Source organism: Flavobacterium algicola (genome assembly GCF_022399565.1).
In the GTDB taxonomy this organism is placed as follows: domain Bacteria; phylum Bacteroidota; class Bacteroidia; order Flavobacteriales; family Flavobacteriaceae; genus Flavobacterium; species Flavobacterium algicola.
On sequence record NZ_JAJTUT010000001.1, the window covers coordinates 65,076 to 91,613 of the forward strand.

19 protein-coding genes are annotated in these 26,538 nt (G+C 33.4%); 8 read left to right on the top strand and 11 right to left on the bottom strand.

The window, feature by feature from the left end:
• The first annotated feature begins 322 nt into the window (after positions 1-322).
• The gene (gene yaaA / locus LXH21_RS00255; RefSeq protein WP_239861802.1) at positions 323-1,081 is read left to right on the top strand and encodes a peroxide stress protein YaaA; all 759 of its coding nucleotides are present in this window, start codon (positions 323-325) and stop codon (positions 1,079-1,081) included.
• A 22-nt stretch (positions 1,082-1,103) separates the two neighbouring features.
• On the opposite strand, the gene xylE is transcribed toward yaaA, so the two are convergent.
• The 7 genes from xylE to LXH21_RS00290 form a co-directional block, all read right to left on the bottom strand.
• Positions 1,104-2,546: a D-xylose transporter XylE gene (xylE, locus tag LXH21_RS00260; RefSeq protein ID WP_239861803.1), complete on the bottom strand. Its 1,443-nt coding sequence runs from the start codon at positions 2,544-2,546 to the stop codon at positions 1,104-1,106.
• Between the two features lie 152 nt (positions 2,547-2,698).
• Positions 2,699-4,024: a xylose isomerase gene (gene xylA, locus LXH21_RS00265; RefSeq protein ID WP_239861804.1), complete on the bottom strand. Its 1,326-nt coding sequence runs from the start codon at positions 4,022-4,024 to the stop codon at positions 2,699-2,701.
• Between the two features lie 3 nt (positions 4,025-4,027).
• A complete protein-coding gene (locus LXH21_RS00270; RefSeq protein WP_239861805.1) occupies positions 4,028-5,512 on the bottom strand; it encodes a xylulokinase in 1,485 nt (494 codons plus the stop codon).
• Between the two features lie 456 nt (positions 5,513-5,968).
• A complete protein-coding gene (locus LXH21_RS00275) occupies positions 5,969-7,531 on the bottom strand; it encodes a RagB/SusD family nutrient uptake outer membrane protein (protein ID WP_239861806.1) in 1,563 nt (520 codons plus the stop codon).
• Positions 7,532-7,551: 20 nt separating this feature from the next.
• Complete coding sequence (locus LXH21_RS00280; protein ID WP_239861807.1) at positions 7,552-10,779, bottom strand: SusC/RagA family TonB-linked outer membrane protein; 3,228 nt, start codon at positions 10,777-10,779, stop codon at positions 7,552-7,554.
• A gap of 555 nt (positions 10,780-11,334) precedes the next feature.
• On the bottom strand, positions 11,335-12,915 hold the full coding sequence (locus tag LXH21_RS00285) for an NADP-dependent glyceraldehyde-3-phosphate dehydrogenase (protein ID WP_239861808.1): 1,581 nt from the start codon (positions 12,913-12,915) through the stop codon (positions 11,335-11,337).
• A gap of 70 nt (positions 12,916-12,985) precedes the next feature.
• Positions 12,986-13,291 carry a rhodanese-like domain-containing protein gene (locus LXH21_RS00290; RefSeq protein ID WP_239861809.1) on the bottom strand — a complete coding sequence of 102 codons (306 nt, stop codon included), beginning with the start codon at positions 13,289-13,291 and terminating at the stop codon, positions 12,986-12,988.
• Between the two features lie 300 nt (positions 13,292-13,591).
• Here LXH21_RS00290 and LXH21_RS00295 point away from each other — a divergent pair, with 300 nt between their 5' ends.
• Positions 13,592-14,224, top strand: a complete 633-nt coding sequence (locus LXH21_RS00295) for a Crp/Fnr family transcriptional regulator (protein ID WP_239861810.1) — start codon at positions 13,592-13,594, stop codon at positions 14,222-14,224.
• 62 nt (positions 14,225-14,286) lie between these two features.
• A complete protein-coding gene (locus LXH21_RS00300; RefSeq protein ID WP_239861811.1) occupies positions 14,287-15,072 on the top strand; it encodes a sulfite exporter TauE/SafE family protein in 786 nt (261 codons plus the stop codon).
• Positions 15,073-15,291: 219 nt separating this feature from the next.
• Here the strand turns inward: LXH21_RS00300 and LXH21_RS00305 are convergent, their stop codons facing one another.
• The 3 genes from LXH21_RS00305 to LXH21_RS00315 form a co-directional block, all read right to left on the bottom strand.
• The gene (locus LXH21_RS00305; RefSeq protein ID WP_239861812.1) at positions 15,292-15,840 is read right to left on the bottom strand and encodes a hypothetical protein; all 549 of its coding nucleotides are present in this window, start codon (positions 15,838-15,840) and stop codon (positions 15,292-15,294) included.
• A gap of 164 nt (positions 15,841-16,004) precedes the next feature.
• Entirely contained in the window at positions 16,005-17,081 is a 1,077-nt protein-coding gene (gene cydB / locus LXH21_RS00310; RefSeq protein WP_239861813.1) for a cytochrome d ubiquinol oxidase subunit II, read from the bottom strand.
• Between the two features lie 62 nt (positions 17,082-17,143).
• Positions 17,144-18,475, bottom strand: coding sequence for a cytochrome ubiquinol oxidase subunit I (locus tag LXH21_RS00315; protein ID WP_239861814.1), 1,332 nt, complete (start codon positions 18,473-18,475; stop codon positions 17,144-17,146).
• Between the two features lie 183 nt (positions 18,476-18,658).
• Here LXH21_RS00315 and LXH21_RS00320 point away from each other — a divergent pair, with 183 nt between their 5' ends.
• The 5 genes from LXH21_RS00320 to trxA all read left to right on the top strand — a co-directional run bounded on the left by LXH21_RS00320 (position 18,659) and on the right by trxA (position 21,814).
• Positions 18,659-20,080 carry an MBL fold metallo-hydrolase gene (locus LXH21_RS00320; protein WP_239861815.1) on the top strand — a complete coding sequence of 474 codons (1,422 nt, stop codon included), beginning with the start codon at positions 18,659-18,661 and terminating at the stop codon, positions 20,078-20,080.
• Positions 20,081-20,121: 41 nt separating this feature from the next.
• A complete protein-coding gene (locus tag LXH21_RS00325) occupies positions 20,122-20,511 on the top strand; it encodes a DUF202 domain-containing protein (protein WP_239861816.1) in 390 nt (129 codons plus the stop codon).
• Complete coding sequence (locus LXH21_RS00330) at positions 20,504-21,118, top strand: methyltransferase domain-containing protein (protein ID WP_239861817.1); 615 nt, start codon at positions 20,504-20,506, stop codon at positions 21,116-21,118. The genes LXH21_RS00325 and LXH21_RS00330 overlap by 8 nt, the downstream gene beginning before the upstream one ends.
• Before the next feature lie 196 nt (positions 21,119-21,314).
• Positions 21,315-21,512 carry a hypothetical protein gene (locus LXH21_RS00335; protein WP_239861818.1) on the top strand — a complete coding sequence of 66 codons (198 nt, stop codon included), beginning with the start codon at positions 21,315-21,317 and terminating at the stop codon, positions 21,510-21,512.
• Positions 21,513-21,514: 2 nt separating this feature from the next.
• Positions 21,515-21,814 carry a thioredoxin gene (trxA, locus tag LXH21_RS00340; protein WP_239861819.1) on the top strand — a complete coding sequence of 100 codons (300 nt, stop codon included), beginning with the start codon at positions 21,515-21,517 and terminating at the stop codon, positions 21,812-21,814.
• A 95-nt stretch (positions 21,815-21,909) separates the two neighbouring features.
• Here trxA and LXH21_RS00345 read toward each other — a convergent pair whose 3' ends face one another.
• Positions 21,910-26,427: a PAS domain S-box protein gene (locus LXH21_RS00345; protein WP_239861820.1), complete on the bottom strand. Its 4,518-nt coding sequence runs from the start codon at positions 26,425-26,427 to the stop codon at positions 21,910-21,912.
• Positions 26,428-26,538: the final 111 nt, after the last annotated feature.

Here is a 26,538-nt window from a genome sequence, read left to right on the forward strand (position 1 = left end):
CTTGTTTTTTTATTTTTTCAAAAATACCGATTTACATATTAATTCCATAACAAAATGTTAGCTTATTACTGTCTTTATGAACAGAAATTTTATTTCAATCGCTCTAATGCGTTTCTAATCTTCTATATCAGTTGAATAGTTTAAATACAAGATTACTTTTTTTTATATAACTATTAAAGAATTCAATATGATTGATCGCTTAGTATTGTTTTCTATTTGTACTTTTGAATAAATTATTTTTACAAATTTGAATTTATCTACAAAGCATTTTTAAATGAAAAGCAATTGTCTCTGACAGATAAAATTCAATTAACTTATCATTATGAAAATTGTTATATCTCCAGCTAAGTCGCTTAATTTTGAAAAAGAATTGCCAACGGCGACTTCTTCGGATTCTCTTTTTTTGAAAGAATCTCGTCAAATACAAAAAGTTTTAAAAACGAAATCACCAGATGATTTGTCAAAACTGATGAGTATTTCACAAAAATTAGCAGATTTAAATTGGGAACGTAATCAAGATTGGAAAACTCCTTTTAACCATAAGAATGCGCGCCCTGCGATTTACACTTTTGACGGTGATGTATACACGGGACTAGATGCTTACACTATACCTTCAAGTAAGATAGATGTGTTACAAGATAAACTGCGCATATTATCTGGGCTTTACGGACTATTAAAGCCTTTGGATTTAATGCAGGCTTACCGACTTGAAATGGGTACAAAAATGCCCGTAGGAGATCATAAGAATTTATACGAATTCTGGAAGCCAACTATAACCGACGCGTTGAATAAAGAACTAAAAGAGAATGAATTATTTGTAAATTTGGCAAGTAATGAATATTTCTCTGCGATTGATACTAAAGAACTTAAAGTACCGGTCATTACTCCCGATTTTAAAGAATATAAAGATGGAAAATTGAAGATAATTAGCTTTTATGCAAAGAAAGCTAGAGGGATGATGGTGCGCTATATTATAGATTCTAATGCGAAAACAATAGATGATTTAAAAGGATTTAATTATGATGGCTATCAATTTGATGCCAATTTATCCAAAGAAAATCACCTAGTATTTACGCGTTAGAAAGTTTTAGGTTGAAATTTATCTATTTTTTGACTTCAATGGTTTTATCATCGTTCCATAAGTTATTCATTTCTTCCAAAGATTTCCCTTTGGTTTCAGGAATGTACTTCCACACGAAGATAGCCGCCAAAACTCCCATCAGACCATAGATCCAATAGGCGAATCCGTGATTAAATTGTGCCAATAAATAACTATTTTTATCCATCATAGGAAAAGTCCAAGACACCACATAATTGGAGATCCATTGTGCTGCAACAGCAACTGCTAAGGCTTTTCCTCTTATATCATTTGGAAAAATTTCTGACAGTAAAACCCAAGCAACAGGTCCCCAACTCATAGCAAAAGCAGCTACATATACCAACATGCAAACCAGAGCAAAAACGCCTAATGATCCTACAAAAAAGGCTGTACCAATCGCAAACATAGCGACTGCCATACCGACTGCTCCAATAATCATTAATGGTTTACGTCCTACCCTATCAACTGTTTGAATTGCTAATATGGTAAATAATAGATTCACTCCACCTACAATGATGGTTTGTAATAATGCTGTATCGGTTCCTGACCCCATGCTTTTAAATATCTCAGGTGCGTAATACAATACTACATTAATCCCTACAAATTGCTGAAAGATAGAAATCAATACACCAATAACTACAACTGCCATACCATAGGAAAATAATTTACCTGAGCGTTCTACTACAGTACTTTTAATTTCTTCGACGATTCTATTTGCTTCTTCGATTCCGTTTACTTTAATCAAAACGTCCAGAGCTTTTTCAGGTTGCGATTTTAACATTAATGATCTTGGAGTGTCTGGCACAAATAATAAAAAGAATAAGAAAAGAGATGCTGGAATCACTTCTGAAGCAAACATCCATCTCCAGCCAATAGTATCTAACCAAGTAGAATCCCCTTGCATAGAAATATAATAATTTACAAAATACACAATCAACATACCAAAAATTATTGCAAACTGGTTCATAGAAACCAATTTACCTCTGCTTTTTGCTGGCGCTATTTCGGCTATATACAAAGGAGATAACATCGAGGCTAATCCTACACCAATTCCTCCTAAGATACGATACATTACAAAAATGTAAATAAAAGTATGGTCACCTTCTCCCAAAGGCTTTATAAGCATCTCAGGAAAGGCAGATCCAATTGCTGAGATCAAAAACAAAACTCCAGCCAGTATCAAACCATTTTTTCGACCTAACTTTTTACTAATTAAACCACCAAAAACCCCACCAATTATACAGCCAATTAATGCACTTGAAACTAAAAATCCTAATCGAGCATTGGCTGCCATTTCATTCAGTCCAAACGGGAGTACAAAGAATTTATCAAGTGAACTGACGGTTCCTGAGATTACAGCGGTATCATATCCAAATAAAAGTCCACCTAATGTGGCGACTAATGTCAACTTCCACAAATAGCTGGAATTTCCTGTTGTTGTATTCATAATTTTAATTTAAATTGGTTTGTTAATAGGTATTGAATAAGACTGGTTAAGTTCTTTATTGATTTTTTTAAATGCTCATGAATATTGAGTTGAAAATAATAGACATGAGCATTTTTCTTTTATAGTTTATTAGTGTTTCACGACTTCAAATTTTAAATATACTGATTAATAATGTTTTCAAAAAATTCTTGTTTGCCACTTTTTAGTTCTAACTCTCCATTTTCTTGAGCAATTTTATACAAATCGGTTAAGCCTAATTTACCTTCCTCAAAAGCTTTACCATTGCCATTATCAAATGAACTGTATCGCTCTTTTCTCAATCTATCGTAAGATGATGATGTGATAATTTTATCAGCTGTAAGCAATGCTCTTGCAAATGTGTCGGCTCCACCAATATGCGCCAAAAATACATCTTCCATATCAGTTGAATTTCTTCTAATTTTAGCATCGAAATTAACGCCACCACCTTGTAAACCTCCTGCTTTTAAGAAAACCAGCATCGCTTCTGTCGTTTCTTGAATATTATTTGGGAATTGGTCGGTATCCCAACCATTTTGGTAATCACCTCTATTTGCATCCAGACTACCTAACATTCCTGCATTGGCAGCCACTTCAATCTCATGTTGAAAAGTATGTTGTGCTAAAGTTGCATGATTTACCTCGATATTGATCTTGAAATCTTTCTCTAAACCGTATTTATGTAAAAATCCGATCGCAGTAGCTGAGTCAAAGTCATATTGATGTTTCATTGGTTCCATCGGCTTTGGCTCTATAAAGAAATTTCCTTTAAATCCTTGAGCTCTAGCGTAATCTCTAGCTTTTATTAAAAATTGCCCCATATGATCTAATTCACGACCCATATCGGTATTCAACAATGACATGTATCCTTCGCGGCCACCCCAAAACACATAATTTTCACCATCTAAGGCTATTGTCGCATCCAAAGCCAATTTTACTTGCCCTCCTGCTCTTGCCACAACGTCAAAATCAGGATTAGTAGCTGCTCCGTTCATGTATCTTGCATTAGAAAAACAATTGGCAGTTCCCCACAGTAATTTGATTCCAGATGCTGCCTTTTTCTCTTTTAAATATTCTGTAATTGTTGCTAGACGAGACTCTGATTCACTAAAAGTAGCCCCTTCAGCAACTAAGTCATAATCATGGAAACAAAAATAATCAAAGCCCATTTTACTTATAAACTCAAAAGCAGCATCTGCCTTATCCTTTGCAGCTTGAATAGGATCTTTCGATTGGTCCCAAGCAAAATTTTGAGTTCCTGGACCGAATGGATCTGAGCCTTGACCACAGAAGGTATGCCAATATGCTATTGCAAACTTAAAATGTTCACGCATCGTTTTGCCAGCGACTACTTGTTCTGGATTGTAATATTTAAATGCTAATGGGTTATCTGACTCTTTTCCTTCGAACTGAATATCCCCAATTCCTTTGAAATATTCTTTATTACCTATTATTGCCATCTTTTATTTATTTAAGATTAATTCTAATTCCTTTTTCCAGTTTTGATATGCTTTCCTGTAAGCATTTGTATTTTTTTCAGGTTTATACGTCATGACATAGTCATTATCTGTTATGTAACTTCCAAATTTTTCAAAATCTCCTTGGTGTAATCCAGCAGCACGAGCAGCACCAATAGCTCCAGTAGTATTGTAAATTTCGATCACACAATTCATTACTGTTGCAATTGTCGTAGAGAAGATGGCTGATCGAAATAGATTATCATTTCCAGCTCGCATTACATTAATAGTAATACCATCTTCTTCCATAATTTCCATACCATAGATAAATGAGAAAGCGATTCCTTCTAAAGCCGCGCGACACAAATGTGACTTGGTATGGTTATTTAAATTAACATTGACAAGTCTTGTCCCGACGTCTTCGTTATTTAACATGCGTTCTGCACCATTTCCAAACGGAATTATAGCAACTCCATCAGAACCGACTTCTATTTCGGAAGCCAAATTATTCATTTCGTCATAAGATGCAACTGCCAAATTATTTAGTAACCATCTGTACTGGATTCCTGCACCATTTATACATAGTAGTTTGCCGATTCTCGGTGCTGCTCCTTTTACATAATTGACATGTGCAAAATTATTTACACGTGCACTTTCTTTTACTGATAAACTTTCCGTTACGGCGTATACAACACCTGACGTTCCTCCAGTAGCTGCTACTTCGCCTGGATTAAAAACATTTAATGAAAGTGCGTTATTGGGCTGATCACCTGCTCTGTAAAATATAGGCGTACCAATAGCTAAACCGCTTTCTTCTGCTCCTTTTTTATCAACTCTAGATTGTAGTCCAAAAGTTGGTACAATTTCAGGTACCTTATTTTGATCAATTCCGTAATGATTCAACAAAATGTCTGCAAGAGTATCTTTCTCAAAATCCCACATTATCCCCTCTGATAATCCAGAAATGGTAGTATTTATAACATTAGAAAAACGATAGGCTAGGTAATCACCCGGAAGCATAAATTTATATACTTGATTATAAATTTCTGGTTCGTTATCCTTAACCCATTTTAATTTTGAAGCTGTAAAGTTACTTGGTGAATTTAGTAGACGGGTATTACAAATATCATTACCAATAGCAGCAAAAGCATCCTTACCAATTTGTACAGCTCTACTATCACACCAAATAATCGATGGCCGTAAAGATTTTCCGTCACGATCAACCAATACAAGTCCATGCATTTGATATGAAATTCCGATTCCTGAAATTTCAGAACTATTTACATTACAATTCTTTAAAAGCTTTTTGATTGCATTGCAGGAATGTAACCACCACTCCTCAGGTTTCTGTTCTGCCCAGCCATTCTTCAGAGCTAGCATGCTCATCTCATTTTCTGGTTCTTGCACTACTGCCAAACTTTTTCCAGTCACACTATCTACCAATGCTACTTTTATTGAAGAACTGCCAATATCAAATCCGATGTAATACATACTTTAAACTTTAAATGATTCATTGATAAGACAAATTATCAATACACAAAACCAACCATACTATGCCGTACTATACGATATAAAAGCAAATATAGAAAAAAATACAATCGGTAATGTAAATGAAATCTATTAATAACTAAGAAAAAATAGTAACGAACTATATTATTAAGTTCAAGTCTATAATAGTATCGATAAGAATTTTAGGTAATTATAAAATAAAGAAATCATTTTAAAATTATAAATAAAAGCAAGTTATAAGATTCAAAATTTTAATGTGGTAATGTGAACGACTGCAACTCTTTTAAATGTTTGTCTTTTTTTTAGTGAAAATAAATATCATTTATCATATACTTACATCTGTGCCAAACTGATAAGGATTACTTTCTAGTTACCCAAAAAAAAAACACCCAATAACAAATGTTATTGGGTGTTCAAAAAAAAATTATAAACTATAAATTAATTATAACCTGCGTTTTGTGTAATTGTAATTGTATTATTAGTATCAAGTTCAATTTGCGGAATAGGCAAGAACATACTATTAGCATTCACCCTAGCAGATAATATTGCTGGTGTAACATTTTCAGCATTATCAGTATAAAATGAATACAATAATGGTTGCATGTCAATGATTAGATGTTGTCTCATAACGTCTACAGCATTAAGTGTTGGCAAAGTAGTACCGTAACGCAACAAATCATACCATCTTTGATTTTCTCCAGCAAACTCCCAACGTCTTTCGTTTGCAAGTGCAAGATTAAACTTAGCGTCAGTATCAATATTACTAGCAACTAATGAAGTCAAACCAGTAGCTCTCGTTCTTACTTTGTTGATATTTACTAATGAGTTAGCATCTGCTCTACCTGCCGCTTCAGCATACATTAACAGAACATCTGCATATCTAATAATAGGAAAATCAAATTCTGAGTCATTTCTCACTGTTTGTGCTGCATGAAATTTAGTGTAATATAACTTTCTAGGCAAAGAAACATCTGCAGATTGTCCAACAAATGCTCTACGACCATCCGTAGCATTAAATGAATTATATAACTCTACAGTTGGTGCATTATCACCTTGATTACCTGTAACAGTTACTCCTCCTGTGGTTGCAGCAGGTGCAAAATCACAAGTGAATGGAGAACCTAAACCAATATTTCCAGATTTGTAACGTATCGTAAATAAAATTTCTTTGTTTAATTCATTTGTAGTAGCATATACTCGAGCAGCAGTTGATTCTAAATCGTAACCACTATTTGCAATAATATCAGTTGTCAAAGCTAAAGATTCTGCTTTGCGTCCTAATGTTAAATATACTTTTGCTAATAGAGCCTTAGCTGCCCATACATTTGCTTTTCCAGCATTTGTAGCAGTGATACTACTATATTTTGCAGAATTACCATTGGCAATAGAACTCAAAAGATCGGCAATAATTAGATTATAAACACTGGCTTGAGGTGCTCTGTTTAAAATTGAAGCATCCGAACTAGCTACTGGCTCATGCACTAAAAATACATCACCAAAAAGACGAACTAAATTAAAATAGTGGTAAGCACGTAAAAAACAAGCTTGTGAAGCTACATCTTTAATATCCGCAGCTGCTATAGTGGTAGCGTTTGCACCATAAACAATAGCAGTACCATCGTAATTAACATTCATTTTATTTAAAAGAATATTGTTGTTTTTGATATTTACATAAGTATAGTACCAAAAGTTTTTCAAATTTGTATCATTTGTGCTTACAAAAAAAGCATCATAAGACAAAAAGAAAATATTATCTACAGAAGTAGTAGCGATTTGATTCATCGCTGTGTTATCAGATCGTAACTCTGTAAATTTCCACTCTTCTGCCGCCGGTGCTCTCATACCTGCATAGCAAGCATTAAGAGCGATATTTAATTCGCCAGCAGTAGAAAAGAATTCTACTTCGTTAATATATGATTCTGGTAAAATTTCAAGAAAACTGTCACTACAACTCGTTAAACTAAAAACTAAAGCACCAATTAATAATTTATATGATTTCATATCTAATATTTTTTTTAAAATTAAAACTTAACATCAAATCCAAAAACCAAAGTTTTAGGAACTGGATACCCACCTCTATCATAACCTGTGATTAATGAATTAGCATAAGTACCAGAAGATTTTCTACTCTCAGGATTAATACCTCTAAAGCTTTTAGCTGTATAATAAAGTAAATTTTGACCCGTAAAATACATTCTAAATTGGTTCAATCCTATTCTCTTAACCCATTCATCTCTTAATGTATACCCTAAAGTAACTTCTCTTAAAGCTATATATGATGCATCATCAATACCGTAATCTGTTTGAACCCATTGTAAACCTCCATTTGTTTCATAAGGAGTTTTTCCGTCACCAGGATTAGATGGACTTATCCAGTGATTAGCAGTGTAACTTAACACTTGTCTCTTAACTTCAGTATATCCAGTATCTCCTTGGTACATTTGAATACCTTGAACACCTTGAAATCCAAATGATAAATCTATTCCTTTGTATTCAAAGCTATTTGTAATACCCCATGTAAAATCAGCATAAGGGTCTCCAATTACAGTTCTGTCATCAGTAGTAATCTTACCATCACCGTTAACATCTACAAGTTTTAAACCTCCTGGAGTTAATGTTCCAACACTAACATTTGCAGCTGTAAATCCAGATTCATTAATTTGATCTTGTGACAACCAAACACCATCTGTTTTATATCCATAAAACTGTACCAAAGGTTTACCAACTTGCGTAATGTATTGCTCACCTCTCTCACCTGTTTGTGGTGTTTCAGCCAAACCACCAAAATCTTTCAATTTTAATCTGTTAGAAGCGTAGTTAGCAGAAGTAGTCCATCTGAAATCTTTTGTTTTAATATTTGTTGTAGACAATTCAATTTCATGACCACGATTTTGAAGACTACCAACGTTAGACCACTGTAAAGCAGTACCAGTAAATAACTGATTATTTGTTTGTAAAAGTAACTTATCAGTATTTGACTCATAAAAATCAGCTGATACATTTATTCTATTTCTAAACAAACTAATATCAAGACCTAAATTTGCAGAAACTGTTGTTTCCCAAGTAATATCAGGATTAGCTCCTACTGTATTTATAGTTACTTGACCAGAAGCTGAAGTTCCCGTACCTGTACCTGTAACATAATTAGAAGTCTCTAAAGTATTTAAATAAGGATTAAAAGCATTGGTTGTGTTTGGTAATTTATCTGTACGATTATTTCCCGTTTGTCCATAAGCAGCTCTTAAATTCAATTTACTAATTACATCAGATGATTTAATAAAATCCAACTTTGCTAAATTTGCTCCGGCAGATATAGATGAAAAAGTTCCCCATTTATTACCCGGTCCAAATTGCGATGCACCATCTCTTCTTACAGTAGCAGTTAAGTTTAAAAAATCATCATATGAGTACACTAATCTACCATAATAAGACAATAGGGCTGTAGCATTTTCCACTTCTCCTACAACTGCTGAAGTTGAAAGACTATTTGCCAATGTAATTGTTGTAGCGTTATTAAAAGTTCTGATATTATCATTTGCATATCCATTACCTTGGAAACTAGAATAGTAATAATCTGTTCTCTGTGCTGAAAAACCAGCTAATACATTAAATGAATGCTTTTTAAAATCTTTAACATAGTTCAAAGTATTCTCAGACAGTAAATCTCTTGTATTATCTCTTGTATAAATTGCGAAATTGGTATTTGTTTCTGCATTTGCATTTGTACCAACCCACTGCATTCTATCAGTATATTTAAAATAAGCACTTGCCGTTGTCTTAAAAGTCAAAGCTTTAGTAACTTTATAATTTAAATCAAAGCTAGATTGAATTCTAAAATCATCTTGATCATCATCTTGTAAATTCAACACTTTTAAAGGGTTGATACTAGACGTAGTCCATGGATTAGTAGTACTTGTACTTGTGTACATTGTACCGTCAGGCAATTCATAATTTGGAAAAACCAAACCATAAAAATGTTGTGGATTCACGTAGTCTCCTACCTTCAAACTAGAATATGCTCCAGCTTTTTGAACAAAAGCCAAAGTTTCGGCAGTATATGTAATTGGCATAAAACTTGGAAACCTGTAGTAATCTCTGTAATCATTTGCAGGTCTTTGCGTTTTACTATAAGTAGGAGCAATATTAACTCCCAATGAAAGTTTACTATTCAAGTCAACATTCATTTTAACTCTGAACTGGTATTTTTTATAATTACTTTTTTCTACCATGCTTTCGTCTCCATTGTAACCTCCAGAGATTCTGTATGTAAATCCTTTTCCTCCACCAGCAGCACTTAAACCAATATTTCTAAAAGTTCCAGTCCTCAAGAATTCATCTTGATAATCTACTCCTTCACCTCCAAGATACAATTGCTCGAAGATATATTGTTTTTGAAAACCAGTAGCAACAGCTGTTGAACCACCAGTCCATAATGGATCAGCTTCTCTCAATGCTTTCTCTGTGTACAATTGTCTCACATAATCTGATGTAGATTGAATGTCGTATGTTTTGTAAGCACTTTTAAAACCGATTGCATTAGTAAAACTATAAGTGGTTTTTTTACTACTTCCGCTTTTTGTAGTTACCAAAATAACTCCATTTGCCCCTCTAGAACCATAAATAGCAGCAGAAGAAGCATCTTTTAAAACAGAAACCTCTTGTACGTCAGCCATGTTTATAGAAGCCAAACCATCATCAATAGGTTGACCATCTACTACAACCAAAGGATTTGGACTAGCATTTACAGAAGCTTGACCACGAATTCTAATTACTGGCGCTTCACCAGCCGCAGAAGAAGTGTTTTGAATTTGAACACCAGCGATTTTTCCTTGTAGAGCTTGATCTACTCTAGAAACTGGTAATTGATCCATTTTTTCATTCTTGTAACTAGAAACAGAACTTGTAACATTTGATTTCTTTAAAGATCCATAACCTACAACAACTATTTCATTAAGTTGGTTATTTGCTTCAGCTAAAGAAACAGTAACTGTTGTATTCTTACCAACAGTAACACTTTTTGTTTCAAATCCTAAATAAGAAAATTTTAGAACTGATTTAGCACCGTCTGCCATAATCACAAATTTTCCATCAAAGTCAGTAATTGTACTCTTACCATCTACCGTTACAGTAGCGTTAGGAATAGATAGACCCGTATTATCAAGTACTTTTCCTGAAATTTTAATCTTATCAGTTTGAGCATTCATAATAGATGAGAAAACTAAGAGAAACATTAAAATCGTTTTTTTCATAATTTAATCCGTTTGTTAGTTATATTTTATTTTTCATTTTTTAGCTAACCAATTCATATCTACTACAACGTTTGAAATAAAATTAAAAAATCTCTTTTTCAAACTAAGCAACCAAAGTGGTAAACCAATCAATGCGCCAAAATTATATTTTTTTATAGTAATAAAAAAGGCTTATTTTCACAAATTATAGAAACGGAAAAAAAATACATTTTTAATTATTTTAGGTTATTTTTTTTAAAAATAAAACACCCTTTATCATAATATTAAGATAATTATTCAAATAAATATGCAGTATTCAGGTGACAAAAGTTTAATAGTAAATAATTTTGAATGAATTTACTCTCTAAAACGAAAAAACATAAGTAATTTTACATCTGCAGTTATTCACTAAAACGATTAAAATAATTATAATCATAAATAAAGGCTAAATAAATAACCATTAGTTCATTACAAAGAACCTATTTATAGTAATAATGCAAAAGTCTTGCATTATTCTAAAAAAAAGCCTCTATAAAGAGATTTTATAGAGGCTTTTTATTAAAATATACAAATTAACTATAAAATATAGTCAGTATTTATGAAATTAGATTCTTTTCCATCCAACAATTCTTGTAAAATAGAATTGTTATAATCGTTGTCTTTTGAAGCAACAAATGTGCGTATTGAAAATGAACGAAGTGCATCGTGAATACTTAAAGTTCCTACTGCGGAATCTTTACGGCCTGTAAAAGGAAACACATCTGGACCTCTTTGACAAGAGCTATTCAAGTTAACTCTACTTACTAAGTTTACCAATGCATCAATAAGCGGTGCAATTGTTTTTACATTTTTACCAAAAAGACTTACTTGTTGACCATAATTAGATTCAGCCATATCATCAAGCGGTTCCTGAATATCCTTAAAGGTTAAAATTGGCACTACTGGTCCAAACTGTTCTTCTTGATAGACTCTCATTTCCTTATTGATAGGAAACAGTACAGCTGGAAATATAAAATTTTCATAATGTTGACCTCCCTTAGCATTAATAATTCTTGCACCTTTACTTGTAGCGTCATCAATTAATTCTTGAATGTATGCAGGTTTTTCTTTTTCTGGAAGCGGCGTTAAAGAAACACCTTTTTCCCAAGGATTACCAAAAACTAAATTATCTACTCTCTCAGAAAAACGCTTATTAAATTCTTCTGCAATTGATTCGTGTACGTAAAGTACTTTTAGTGCAGTACAACGTTGTCCATTAAAAGATAATGTTCCAGCAAGACATTCGTTAATTGCTAAATCTAAATCTGCTTCTGGTAATATGATAGCAGGATTTTTTGCTTCTAAACCTAATACCAATCTCAAACGGTTTTTATTAGGATGTTGGTCTTGCAACGCAATAGCAGATTTACTATTACCTATCAATGCCAGAATATCAACTTTACCAGATTGCATTACTGGAGCAGCGACTTCTCTACCTCTACCATATAAAATATTAATCGCCCCTTTTGGAAAACTATTTCTAAAAGCTTCTAACATTGGCGAAATCAGTAATACACCATGTTTTGCTGGTTTAAAAATAACAGGATTCCCCATAATTAAGGCTGGGATCAATAATGAAAATGTTTCATTAAGTGGATAATTATAAGGTCCTAGACACAGTACAATTCCTAGAGGGCTTCGTCTCACCATTGCATTTACACCTTGTACCTTAGAAAAATGTGCACTACGACTGTTTAATTCTTTATAACTATCAATCGTATCGTTAATGTATTCAACAGTACGGTCAAATTCTTTCTCAGAGTCTCCAAGTGATTTCCCTATCTCCCACATTAAGTATTTTACTACCTCGGTACGAGTTGTTTTCATTTGTTTCACAAATTTCTGCATACACTTGATACGGTCCACCACCTTCATAGTAGGCCATTCGCCTTGTCCCTTATCAAAAGCTGCAGATGCAGCATCTACTGCCTCCATTGCTTCTTTTTCTCCCATAAATGGAATCGATCCTAATAATGTAGGCCCATATTCTGCTGTAGATGAAATTGTAGAGAAAACAGCCGTTGTTTGTCCTGTCCAAGCTTTTAATTCACCATTAACTAAATAAGTATCTTGATTTAAAATTTCTTTTATTTGGTATTCTTCTGGAATTGCATTCATTTTTTTTTGTTTGGTTACTGTTTTTTGTATTATTCAAAAATCAAAAAAGAGGAGTTACCCTCTTTTTTAACTATTCTACTTCTCCATTCCATTCTAGCATTCCGCCTACTAGATTATATGCGTGGTCAAAACCTAATTCATTCATTATTTCGCACGCCTTACCGCTCCTAGCTCCAGAACGACAATATACATAATACTTTTTGTCTCTGTCCAATGCTTCAATCTCCGTAATAAAGTCTTGACCTCTGTGAATATCAATATTAATTGCTTTTGGAATCATTCCTTCATTAACCTCATCCTCAGTTCTTACATCTAGAATTACAACATTTTCGTCTGATTCTAACTGAGCAACCCAATCTTCTTGTGATAAATTCATAATTCTTTGTTTTTTAAGTAAAAATACAATGTTTTTACAAATTAAAAAAGACTTATTTTGGGAATATTGTAATTACGAAAACGTATTAGTTAATACAACTTCTTGATTTATAATCTATTAAAGAATAATACGAATCTAACGAATATTTGTTATAAAAATAAAATGAGAGATAATTACCAAAACAGCAAATTAACTTTGGATAGCTTTTCTGAAATTAACATTGAGAAAGAAACCAAATGCTTAATTTTACGTACCTAAATAATTCGAAGTATTTCTAAACATAAAATTTTAACTTATACAATGCAGCATTTCCTATCCACATTATTCCCTTCGTTTGCTAGCGATCTAATTCTGGCAGTAGAGCAAAATGCAACGATTAAAAGCGTCCCAGCGGGTGAAGTCATTATGAGAACGGGACAGTATATTAAAACTACTGTCCTAGTAACAAAGGGAAGAGTAAAAGTATATCGTGAAGGCGAAAATGGAGAGGAATTTTTTATGTACTACCTACAACCGGGACAAGCCTGTGCTATTTCAATGATCTGCGCAACAAAAAGTGAAAAAAGTCAAATAATGGCAAAAGTTGTCGAAGATGCCGAACTCATCATGATTTCGTTATCATTAATGGACCAGTGGATGATGGAATACCGCTCTTGGTATGAATTTGTTATCGAAACTTATCGCAGTAGGTTTGAAGAAGTATTGGAAGTGGTCGACAGCATTGCTTTTAGAGCAATGGACGAGCGTTTAGAATTTTACCTCAAACGTTATAAGGATGCGTGTGGTTGCAGCATGTTAAAAATATCGCATCAAGAAATTGGTACTGAACTCAATACATCACGTGAAGTGATTTCGAGATTATTAAAAAAGATGGAGCAAAGAGGATTGGTAAAATTACATCGCAATAATATCGAACTCATAGCTATTAAGTGATGCAGTGTGATAAATGTTACTGTACACCTTTATAATAAATTTGAACTTTGTAAGAAAAACAAATGGAATATTTAGGATACTTTGCATCGATTATAATCGGACTCTCATTAGGACTAATCGGAGGTGGTGGATCTATTTTAACCATACCCATTTTAGTTTACTTGTTTAAAGTTGATCCTGAACTAGCTACCAGCTATTCCTTATTTATTGTGGGGGCCACATCCCTATTTGGTGGATATAGTCATTACAAATTAGGAAACCTCAACCTCAAAACTGCAATTTACTTTGCTGTACCTTCTATTGTTTCTATATTAATCATTCGTGAAGTTATATTTCCACAAATTGCAGCTACATTATTTACCGTAGCCTCGTATGCAGTATCCAAGAATTTACTCATTATGATTGTATTTTCAATTTTAATGATTGCTGCTGCACTCTCTATGATAAAAGATAAAAATACGGTTGTTAAAAATCCTAAAACCAACTTTTTACAACTAGCTTTCATAGGTTTTCTGGTAGGAATAGTTACTGGATTTCTGGGAGCTGGAGGTGGATTTTTGATTATTCCCGCCCTTTTATTCTTTGCAAACCTTCCGATGAAACAAGCTGTTGGGACTTCATTACTAATTATATTTATCAACTCTGCAATAGGTTTTGCAGGTGATATCTATATAGGAACACCTGTAGATTATAGCTTTCTATTTTTGTTGTCCGGAATTGCTTTTATTGGGCTTTTAATTGGCGTTCAACTATCAAAAAAGATCGATGGTAATAAACTTAAACCAATTTTTGGATGGTTTGTACTCGTTATGGGAATTTACATCATTACGAAAGAATTGTTTTTTTAAAAGTAATGGATGCCTACCGAACTTTATTCTATTTTATATCGAAAATTCGCAATGAAATAGCTAAATTAAAATCCCAGCACATTTACAGTTTATCTTCTATGCAAAAAAAATACCATTTATTATAATGATTTCTTGATCAATTTATAGTCAATAAAAAAGCCTTAACTATTACGAATTAAGGCTTTAAATATTTTATAAGGTGTTAAATGGAAACTTATTTTATTTCCACGTTATATTTAAATTTTCAAATTTACCCGTTACTGTTCTTGGAATTTGAATATGAGAATACACACCTAATGTAAGTACTCTTATCAACGGAATTTCTTTATCGAAATTTTTAAAAGTTATAGTAAATTTCATCGGAATGTCTGTGTAGATATTTTCAACTCTAACAGTTCCATCTGCTAAAGCAACTAGATAAGTTCCATGCTGAACGCCTTTAGGATCGATTGCTGCCGCACTCACAACTTGTAATGCCTTGAGCATTTCGCCTTGATTCGTATATAGCCCTTCAATCACTACTGTATTGTTTTGCTTATCTCCCGTTACCGAATTGATCTGATATTTGACACTTTCAAGTTCTGCTTGAATGGTGCTTGTGGTTAAATGTAAAGCATCTTTGTAATATACATTTTCTTTTGTAATAGCAGAAATTTGTTGCTCCTGAATCGCTACTTTTTCTTTTAGTTTTTGTAAATCGGTTTGCGCATTAACGCTGGTCATTGTAAAAATTCCTATTACTGCAATTGTGTTTCTTATTGTTTTCATAATAAAAGTGTTACTATATGTAATTTAAAAATTTAATGTTTTGTATCGCTTGCGTGAAGGATGGTAGCGGCATCCTTTTTGGGTGCTTTTTTTTGCACCAAAAAAGATATAGCGTACAGCCTGACCCACTCCCGACACTTCGGGCTTAGTGGGGCACGCCCGAATTAATGTTCCCCATATCCTACATCATCCATTTTACCACTGAATACCTTATACTGTATGATAAAATAAGCGATGACTAAAACGAATGCAATTGCAAACCAATAAACTCCAACCGATAATGCATAGGGCTCATTGGCTACGTTATAGATTGTTAATGATGGATTGATACTGTTTGTTGAAGGTAATACTACTGGAAAAATTGAAGCAGTAGTCGAAGTAAAACCTCCTACCAAAAACAGTGTAGAAAATACAAACCCAGTACCATCTTTTTTAAAATTTTTGACTCTAAACAGACCGAACAATCCTATAAAAGTTATTAAAGGAAAAATAAACAAAATGGGATTTTCTATGAAGTTATGAAATGGATCCTTCTCGATCATATGCCAAACTGAAAGTGAAATTATTACAAGTCCAAGGAGAACAAAATTGAGCTTATAAATAATCTCTTTTAATTTAGGGTTGAGATCTGAACTAGTTTTATAAATTATCCAGTTAGCACCATGAATCATCAAGGAAACAACGCTCACTACTCCCAAAAAAAGAGTAAACCAATCTATAATACCAAGTTGTGAACTTTGAGGGCTAAAACTACTGTTCCATAAGGGTAAAAAGAAATAATGCGGTTCTTGAGTAGAAACGCCATTGACAACCATTCCCAAATTTACGCCTCGAACTACGTTACCTAATGCCATACCAAAGAACAATGCCAAGAGTAAACTAGCAATACCAAATGCTTTATCCCATACCGCTTCCCACATATGGTGCTGGAATTGCCCACGTAATTCTAACCCGATTGCTCGGAAGATTAGTAACCATAATATCATAATTAATGGTAAATAAAAACCACTAAAAGAGGCGGCATATAGGGTTGGAAATGCATAAAATAGAATACCCCCTCCCGCTATTAGCCATACTTCATTGGCATCCCAAAAAGGACCAATTGAATTGGTGATAGCTTTTTTCTGTTTTTCTGTTTTCGCAAAGAATAGGTGAATGATTCCTGCTCCAAAATCATATCCATCGAGAACCACGTAAGTTCCCAAAATAACGATTAATACAACATACCAAAAGAATTCCATAACTAAATAATTTTATATTTTCCTGACTAATTCGGTTCGATATTGATTTTATTTTTAAAATTTTAATGCTTTTCTGGTTCTGGCCCTTTGTAAATTATTTTACCAATAAGGATAGCAAACAACATTCCGAGTAAGGCATACAAACCAACAAAGCCCATCAAAGTAAACAACGTATTCCCAGATGAAACGGTAGGAGAAGCACCATCTGCGGTTCGCATTAAATTATAAACCAACCAAGGCTGACGTCCTAATTCTGCAGTGTACCAACCAGTGATATTGGCGATATAAGGAAACGGCATCATGAACATAAATGCCCATAATAACCATTTGGTTTGAAAAAGTCTTCCTCGCATTAATTGAAAAATAGCCAATAAGGTCATTCCGATAAATAAGGTTCCTAGACCAACCATGATATGGTAAGCATAATACAATCCTGATATGTTTGTTGGATGCGTATCTTCTGGAAATTGATCCAACCCTTTTACCTCTGTATTCCAATTTCCGTAGGTTAAAAAGCTCAATACATTTGGTACTGCAATTTTATTATCTAGTTTTTTATCTTTAACATCCGGTTGGCCAATTAATACAATTTCTGCCCCTTTCTCTTCAGTATGAAAAATCCCTTCCATAGCTGCAAACGTCACAGGCTGATACTTTACAACATTTTTAGCTAATAAATCTCCTGTTGGCATTGCCACTACTAAACTAGAAACCAGTCCAAAAACAACCCCTGTTTTTAAAAATAATTTTCCGTACGAAACATTGCGATTATTTAGAATATAAAAAGCACCTATACCAGCAACCACAAATGAACTCGTCACCATAGAAGCAGCTTGATTGTGAAGATATGATGGCCACACCCACACATTGGTAAACAAAGCACTAAAATTGGTCAATACGAATTTCCCGTTTTCGAGTATTTCATATCCAACTGGATGCTGCATCCAAGAGTGCGTTGCAATAATTAAGTAGCCACTTGCCCATGATCCTAAACAGATTAACAAACCAGTAACAAAATGCCAGCGGTGCCCTAGAATTTTCTCTGCAAAAAGGAACATTCCTAAAAATGATGACTCTAAGAAGAAGGAAAACATTCCTTCCATCGCTAAAGTCTGCCCTATTATTCCACCTGTAAGTTCTGAGAATTTAGCCCAATTTGTACCAAACTGAAACTCCATCGGAATACCCGTTACTACTCCCATAGCAAAATTTATAGCAAAAATACGCATCCAAAAATGTGTTGCTTTGTTATAATGAGGATCGTTTGTCTTTAAAAATCTCCATTTAAAATAGACTACGATTAACGAAAGTCCCATTGTTAACTGAGGAAACAGATAGTGAAAAGTTATGGTAAATGCGAACTGCATTCTATCATAAAACAGCATTTCTTCCATGAGGGAAAAGGTTTTAATTATATCGTGCAAATTTAACCCAAAGAGTTAAGTTACCCTATTTAAACAACCCTTAAATTTTATTTATTTTCACTTTTACAACTTAAATTAGTTATGTAACATTAGTCACTATGTACCTCATGATGATGCTTTATCTTTGTAGTAATAATTCTAAAAATCATTACAATGCAAATTGAACAAATATACACAGGATGTCTAGCACAAGGAGCTTATTACATCACATCAAATGGTGAAGCAGCTATTATTGATCCATTACGTGAAACAGAACCCTACATTAAACGTCTAGAGCGAGATAAGGTTAAATTAAAATATGTTTTTGAAACTCATTTTCATGCCGATTTTGTTTCTGGACACGTAGATTTAAGCGAAAAAACGGCCGCTCCCATTGTTTATGGACCAAACGCAAATCCTGAATTTGACGCGATCATTGCTACAGATGGCCAACTATTTCAAGTTGGTGACATCACTATCAAAGTCTTGCATACCCCTGGTCATACTATGGAAAGCAGTACGTACTTATTAATTGATAAGAACGGAAAAGAAAGCGCTATATTTTCTGGAGACACATTGTTTATAGGCGATGTGGGACGTCCTGACTTGGCACAAAAGTCGGCCTCAATGACTCAAGAAGAACTCGCTGGAATTTTATTCCACTCCTTACGTGATAAAATCATGACGTTGCCAGATGATGTAATCGTCTATCCTGCTCACGGAGCTGGGAGCGCTTGTGGCAAAAACATGAGTAAGGAAACCACATCGACTATTGGTAATCAAAAAGAAACTAATTACGCATTGAGAGCCGACATGACTGAAGAAGAATTCATTAAAGAACTTACAGATGGACTCTTGCCTCCACCCGCTTATTTTGGAATGAATGTAGCGATGAATAAGCAAGGATATGAAAGTTTTGAAAATGTACTAAATAACGGAATGCAAACTATCAATGTTAAGGATTTTGAAGCCGTTACTGCAGATGCGGGAGCATTAATATTAGACAGTCGCGACAACCAAACTTTTTCAGAAGGTCATATCCCCCAATCTATTAATATTGGCATAGATGGTAGCTTTGCACTATGGGTAGGCGAATTAATAGTTGATGTGAAACAACCCATTATTTTGGTTACAGAAATTGGTAAAGAAGAAGAGACAGTAACTAGACTAAGTCGCGTAGGTTTTGATAATCTGGTGGGGCATTTGGATGGTGGTTTTAAAGCATGGAAAAATGCAGGAAAAGAAACAGATACAGTAAATCGTATAACTGCAACTACTTTTGAAAAAGAGGTTAAAATTGGAGAAAGTAAAGTGTTTGACATTCGAAAAGAAAGTGAATACAAAGCAGAACACTTAGAAGATGCTTATTTAAGACCGTTGGCAAATATCAATGATTGGATCGAAGACGTTAATCCAAAAGAACATTTTTACCTTCATTGTGGTGGTGGATATCGTTCTATGATTGCAGCTTCTATATTACAGTCTAGAGGTTTTAGAAACTTTACCGAAATTGATGGAGGATTTGCTGCAATTGCAAAAACTGATTTACCAAAAACTGATTTTGTATGTCAAAGTAAAATTTTGAAAAAGGATTAATATTATGTATTTTTAAAATTCAAAAGTCAAATTATACGTATATGGGTTTTTTATCAAAATTATATTTTTGGAAATGGATTAAATTAGGAAAAAAGAAGATAACAACAGAACCTGTAGTAAAGAAAAATAAAGTTTTAGAGACACTCAAAAAGGATTTAATCTTGAGAGAGCGACTTGCTTTGCAACGTACTATATTAGCAAATCAAAGTACTTTCTTAGCTTTTTTGCGTACCTCGATGTATTTTTCGATTGCCGGTTTAAGTACACGTAATCTACTCGAGATCGAAAGAAGTTTGCTCATTGAGATTGTCTTTTATGGCACTTCGTTATTTATTTTGATTTATGGTATTACAAATTTCTTTAGGCACAAAAGAATGATTAGTGATAATTATAAACATATTGGCGATTATCAATTAGAATATTATGAATAGCGATTGTAATAACTGCGCTCATGGTGAAAATTTTTTAAAGCAAGACTATTGGGATACACTTTACAAAACAAATCATATCGGTTGGGATTTAGGTTGTGTATCCCCTCCTATTCAAACCTTTATTGATAATTTAGCAAATAAGCAGCAAGCTATTTTAATTCCCGGATGCGGTAACAGCTATGAGGCTGAATATCTTTTGATTCAAGGATTTACAAATGTTACAGTAATAGATTTTGCTCCAAGATTGATTACTCATCTCCAACATAAATTTAATGGAAATCCAAACATAAATATTATCCTAGGAGATTTTTTTGAACATGTTGGAAAGTATGATGTAATATTAGAACAAACATTCTTCTGCGCCTTATCTCCTAAGTTACGACAAAAGTATGTTTGGAAAATGCACCAGCTACTGTCAGATGGCGGAATATTAGCGGGATTATTATTTGACAGAAAATTTGAAATTAATCCCCCTTTTGGAGGAAGTAAAAAAGAGTATCGATTGCTTTTTAAAAATGAATTTGAATTTATCACTTTTGAAACAGCAACTAATTCTGTTATGCCAAGAGCAGGCGCAGAGTTAGCTATCTGTTTTAAAAAAAAGTAACACAGCACATATTAAAATCTACTAATCGTTAATAGTACAAAAATAGTGTATGAAAAATTACTTTAATAAGCTATTTAAAAATGTCAGTATAAGTAGCAACCATGCGTCTGTTATAATGGAAATTAGATTTTGAATTCTTTTTAACCGAAATACAATCATCTAATAGCCTTAATGGAATTTACAAATAAAATCAATTATGATGAATATAATCTTAAAAAACTGGCATACAATGCGCTGGATTCGTCTTGCGATTGCTGCTTTTATGATAGTGCAAGCCGTACAGTATCACGAACTTCTATTTGGTTTTATTGCTGCATTTTTTTTATTTCAAGCTACTTTCAACACGGGATGTGCATTAAATGGATGTGCCGTACCAACTTCTAAAAAACAATAGTTATGAGTAATTTTCAAGATATCATTAATTCAAACAAACCGGTATTGGTTGATTTTTTTGCAACTTGGTGTGGACCGTGCAAAACATTAGCTCCAATACTGAAAGATGTAAAAGATAATTTAAAGGACGGAATTTCGATCATTAAAATTGATGTCGATAAAAACCAACAATTAGCCTCTCAGTATCAAGTAAGAGGTGTTCCTACTATGATTTTATTTCAAAATGGTAAACAGCTATGGAGGCAATCTGGTGTTGTGGAGAAACAGCAGATCATAAGTACAATCCTTCAAAAAATGGGATAAGAGGTTCGAACATAAATATTTAGAAGATAGGCAGTAACAACTACTTACGCAGTAGTCATTAATAGTTTTGCAGTTTGGAGTTATAAAAAAAGGAACTAAACACTACACCATTTTACAATAATTTCTTCTAAATCTTTATAAATTATTGGCTTAGACAAATAGTCATTCATACCGCTTTGAAAACATTTTTCCTTTTCTCCTACCATAATACCGGCGGTCAAGGCAATGATTGGTGTGGTAGCATAGCCTTTTATTGTTCTAATTTCTGCCGTTGCTTCATAACCATTTTTCACTGGCATTTGAATATCCATAAAAATGACATCAACCTGTTCTTTCGCGCAAATTTCGACACCCAATTTACCATTCAGAGCTTCATAAATTGTAGCATTAGGCATTATCTTTTTGATTAAAGTTCGAGCCAAAAGCATATTAATTTTATTGTCTTCGACTAAAAGCACTTTTTTGTAGTGTGAAATTTTTATGGATGAAGTAGGTACTTTACTTTCGACAGTAGAAACACTAATTTCTTTGTATAGCACCTTCTTGAAGGTAACTGTAAAGAAAAAATCACTTCCTTCGCCTGTTTTAGATTTAAGTTCTAAATGACTTCCCATCAAATCAAGTAATTGATTTGAGATGGTTAGACCAAGTCCTGTACCTCCAAATTTTCTACTAGTTGAATTATCCTCTTGTACAAATGATTTAAAGATTTTAATATTGTTGTTAGATTTGATACCTATGCCCGTATCCTTGACCGAAAAGCGAACTTGTACGTGATCATCCTTGTCCACCGGCAATGCAACCACCGATAACTTTACTTCTCCATTATTAGTAAATTTCAAGGCATTACCAACAAGGTTTACTAAGACTTGTTTAAGTCTCGCAGCATCAGTTAAAACAGCTATTGGAATTTTATTATCGAACTCACTTATTAAATTAATTTTCTTTTGGACGGCTTGATAACGAAATGAATCGATTGTTTGATGGCAGAGCTCCGCAAGATTGACCTTCTCCATTTCGAGTTCGACATTTCCAGATTCAATCTTAGAAAAATCAAGAACATCATTAACGATTCGCATCAAACTATTAGCTGATTCATTTACTGTACTAATATATTCTGCTTGAATCTCTTTTGAATTTGTTTCCTTCAACAGTGACGAAAATCCGATAATACCATTAAGAGGAGTTCGTATTTCATGACTCATATTTGCTAAAAATTGCGTTTTTGCTTTGTTAGCAAATTCAGCTTGTTCTTTCGCTTTTTTAAACGCATTTTGCATCAATCGCTTCTCAGTGATATCGATAATACTGAAAACAACCTCAACAATATCTCCATTTTCGCTCCATAGTGGAAAACCATTAATCAATACCCAAATTATCTTCTTTGCCGACGGCCTTTTAATTCCAATCGTTAAATTTTTGATTGGATTATTTGTTTTTAAAATTTGATTTACTAAATGTTCATTTTCCAGAATAGCTTTCTTATTTTCATCAAAAAAGAGTAGACTTTCAATCGTTTCTTTTAATTCCCCTTTGTCTACAAGTGAAATACTCAATAATTCTAAGATTTTGTTATTGCTTGTAATAATCGACTTGTCAGGACTATATACTACTATAGCGGCCTCCAAATTACTTAATAATCCTCTGTATCTCTTTTTGCTTTTAAGTAATGACTCTTCTGTCCTTTTACTTTCGGTAATATCTCTAGAAAGGCAAATAAACAATGACTCTTCAAATGTCTCCCCCTCCATTTTTGAAATTGAAAGTTCAAACCAGTGCGTTCCAGCAGGTAATTCTAACCAATATTGTTTACCAGTTGATATACTCTTCTCATTAGCTTCAATAAGTGCTTTTTCAATTATGTCCGCTGCGTGCGTTGGTAAGATATTTCTAAACTTCTTATCAATGAATTCTTTAGACGGAACAGTTAGCAGATCTTGTCTATGTGAATGGTAGCTTTTAATTATTCCGTCACCTCCTATTTCGAATAATAAATCGGGTAGCGCATCAAAAATACCTTTTAAACGTCCGTTAACTTTTTTAAATTCTCCTTCTGTTTTTTTAATATTTGTGATGTCCATCATGGAACCGAGAATTTTTATCGGCACTCCATTTTCATCTCTTACGATAACATCTCTTTCGTAAAAAATCCCGTAAGTACCATCATTTTTTAAAAATCTAAATTCTGATGACCAGTAATTTTTATTTTGATTTAAAATAGTTTCAAATGATTCTATAACTTGTTCTCGATCCTCAGGATGCAGTCTTGAACGCCACAGTCTTTTGTTTTCCTCAGCCCCAAAGCTGTCATCATAAAATCCTAAAATTTCATTGTAACTTTTGTTATGCCAACTACTGCCTTTGATTAAATCCAACTCAAAAACAATATCATTTGTTGTTGTGGCAATCTTTTCAAATCTGTCATTGGTCTTTCTTAACTCACTTTCAATTTTTTTATTTGCTGTTATATCAGTTGTCGTACCAATATATCCCAATACTTTTCCATTAGAATCTCTTTCTGATACAGCTGTTCCTAAAACCCAAGTCGTTCGGCCGTCTGATTGTTCAAAACGGAATTCTGCAGATTGTTCCTGTCCAGTTTTTATCAATGCATCCCAAGCCATTCTAACCAGAATCTTGTCTGTATTATGTACGGAATTAAACCAACCCACTTCATTAATTTCTTCGAGTGATAGACCTAATATTTTGCTTATATTAGAATTAATATATGTTATTTTGCCTTGTAAATCTGCTCTAAAAATTCCAACAGGCGATACTTCTGCTAAGGTGTGATATCGTTGTTCGCTTTCAATAAGCTCTCTTTCCGTCTGCTTCCTTAATTTTTCTTTTTCGAATAATTCTATTGCAAAAGAAACATCCCCAGTTGCTTCTTTTAATAATGCAACTTCTTCTTTATCAAAAAAATTAGTTTCACCATAAAAAAACAGTAAAAATCCAGCAACTTTATCAAATTTAATGATTGGGAGTGCCATCGCCGATCGAAAGCCACGTTTTATTGGTTCTTCTTTCCAAGAAGCAAGATCGGGATCATTCTCTATATCATTACAAATAACAGCTTTCCCCGCTCTCAAAAGATTTCCCACGCCATTTTTAGCGCTGTATTCCTTTCCAGTATTAACTATAGATTTTAAAATTTGAAAATATTCTGCATCACCACCGGCATACATTGCCATCTCAAACTTATCTGAGTCAGTATTATATAAACCAACACAAGCCATTTCAAAATCACCAATATCCACAGCTATATCGCAAGCTATTTTAAATAATTCATCTTGATTAGTTGTCTGAACAATCATTTGATTGATATGACTGATAAAATGATAGAGTCTACTTACCTTAAGGACTTTCTCTTTTGCAATAATCTTATCGGTTATATCCGTTATTACTCCATGACAAATTACTGTACCCTCTGCCTCAATAACGGGTAGAGAATTAACTTCATGCCAAATCAATCCCTTTACAGGATGATTGTAGCGGTACTCATGTTTTAGAGGAACAAATTCTGAAAAAGTTTTTGCGATCTTATCTTTGAGTTCTAGAAAGTCTTCTCTATGTATACTAGAAAAAATTAAACTAGGATCTGCTTCGATTTCATAGTATTTAAAACCACACAGGCTTTGTAGAGAACTACTAGCGTAAGGAAAACACAACGAGCCATCCTTATTTTGTCTCATCGAATAAATCATACCTGGAGAAGCTGCTGCAATTTTCATGAACTTATCACGCTCCAAAGTCAAAGCCTTATTGGCATTAATTAATTCGGAAACATCTCTTAAGTTGACTACAATACCTCTTACATCAATGTCATTAATCTTATTTACAACTGTTCCCTCTAGCCATAACAAATGTCCGCCTTTGTGTTTAATTTGCAATAAAATTGGAATCAATATATCTGGATTATCAAATGATTCTCTAACTTTCTTTTCGAAATAATCGTACTGATGGGAATCTAAAAAATAGGAGATATCCATTCCATGAATTTCGTCATTTTTCCAGCCTGTGATTCGTTCTGCCGCAGCACTACGAAAAATAACGTTTAAATCTTGGTCTATAATAGATATGAGCTCATCATTATTTTCGACTAAGGCTCTAAATCTTTTTTCATTAAATTCTAAGTTACTGGTAAGCTCTTTTTTATTTGTGATATCTTTAAATAGTACAGATATTCCATTTGGAGAAGGATAGATATGGTTTTCATACCACAATTCACAAGTTGGATAGAATTGTTCGATAGAAATATACTTTTGAGTTTCTAGAGACTTATGAAAAGCGGTATAAAATGCTAATTCTTTACTTTCAGGATAGAGTTCCCATATACATTTACCGATTATTTTAGTATGGTCACAACACAATAACTCACCCGCTTGATGATTCATGTAGGTATAACACCAATCATTATCAAATGCGATAAATGGTTCAGTGATGCGTTCAAAAATTGAATTTTGAAATCCGCCTACTTTATTTTCAATATCATGGTTGTGATTAAAATATAAGCTTGAAAGTTCCTTTTCATGCTTTAAAGCCAAAATAGCTTCTTCCAAAGATGTTATTTCATTTTCCAAATCTTGGTAAGTCGGCTTTTTTTCTTTCATAATTTCATAACTAGTTGGCTCTTAATACCCAATTTCAAACACCTTAAATGTACTAAATTTTTTAAAATTAGAGTGCATCGCAAATTACAAAATTCCTTAAATTTTGTTAAA

Excerpts from the sequence above, each read along its gene's own strand:
- yaaA (WP_239861802.1), top strand. The coding sequence starts at position 323 with ATGAAAATTGTTATATCTCCAGCTAAGTCGCTTAATTTTGAAAAAGAA.
- xylE (WP_239861803.1), bottom strand. The coding sequence starts at position 2,546 with ATGAATACAACAACAGGAAATTCCAGCTATTTGTGGAAGTTGACATTA.
- xylA (WP_239861804.1), bottom strand. The coding sequence starts at position 4,024 with ATGGCAATAATAGGTAATAAAGAATATTTCAAAGGAATTGGGGATATT.
- LXH21_RS00270 (WP_239861805.1), bottom strand. The coding sequence starts at position 5,512 with ATGTATTACATCGGATTTGATATTGGCAGTTCTTCAATAAAAGTAGCA.
- LXH21_RS00275 (WP_239861806.1), bottom strand. The coding sequence starts at position 7,531 with ATGAAATCATATAAATTATTAATTGGTGCTTTAGTTTTTAGTTTAACG.
- LXH21_RS00280 (WP_239861807.1), bottom strand. The coding sequence starts at position 10,779 with ATGAAAAAAACGATTTTAATGTTTCTCTTAGTTTTCTCATCTATTATG.
- LXH21_RS00285 (WP_239861808.1), bottom strand. The coding sequence starts at position 12,915 with ATGAATGCAATTCCAGAAGAATACCAAATAAAAGAAATTTTAAATCAA.
- LXH21_RS00290 (WP_239861809.1), bottom strand. The coding sequence starts at position 13,291 with ATGAATTTATCACAAGAAGATTGGGTTGCTCAGTTAGAATCAGACGAA.
- LXH21_RS00295 (WP_239861810.1), top strand. The coding sequence starts at position 13,592 with ATGCAGCATTTCCTATCCACATTATTCCCTTCGTTTGCTAGCGATCTA.
- LXH21_RS00300 (WP_239861811.1), top strand. The coding sequence starts at position 14,287 with ATGGAATATTTAGGATACTTTGCATCGATTATAATCGGACTCTCATTA.
- LXH21_RS00305 (WP_239861812.1), bottom strand. The coding sequence starts at position 15,840 with ATGAAAACAATAAGAAACACAATTGCAGTAATAGGAATTTTTACAATG.
- cydB (WP_239861813.1), bottom strand. The coding sequence starts at position 17,081 with ATGGAATTCTTTTGGTATGTTGTATTAATCGTTATTTTGGGAACTTAC.
- LXH21_RS00315 (WP_239861814.1), bottom strand. The coding sequence starts at position 18,475 with ATGGAAGAAATGCTGTTTTATGATAGAATGCAGTTCGCATTTACCATA.
- LXH21_RS00320 (WP_239861815.1), top strand. The coding sequence starts at position 18,659 with ATGCAAATTGAACAAATATACACAGGATGTCTAGCACAAGGAGCTTAT.
- LXH21_RS00325 (WP_239861816.1), top strand. The coding sequence starts at position 20,122 with ATGGGTTTTTTATCAAAATTATATTTTTGGAAATGGATTAAATTAGGA.
- LXH21_RS00330 (WP_239861817.1), top strand. The coding sequence starts at position 20,504 with ATGAATAGCGATTGTAATAACTGCGCTCATGGTGAAAATTTTTTAAAG.
- LXH21_RS00335 (WP_239861818.1), top strand. The coding sequence starts at position 21,315 with ATGATGAATATAATCTTAAAAAACTGGCATACAATGCGCTGGATTCGT.
- trxA (WP_239861819.1), top strand. The coding sequence starts at position 21,515 with ATGAGTAATTTTCAAGATATCATTAATTCAAACAAACCGGTATTGGTT.
- LXH21_RS00345 (WP_239861820.1), bottom strand. The coding sequence starts at position 26,427 with ATGAAAGAAAAAAAGCCGACTTACCAAGATTTGGAAAATGAAATAACA.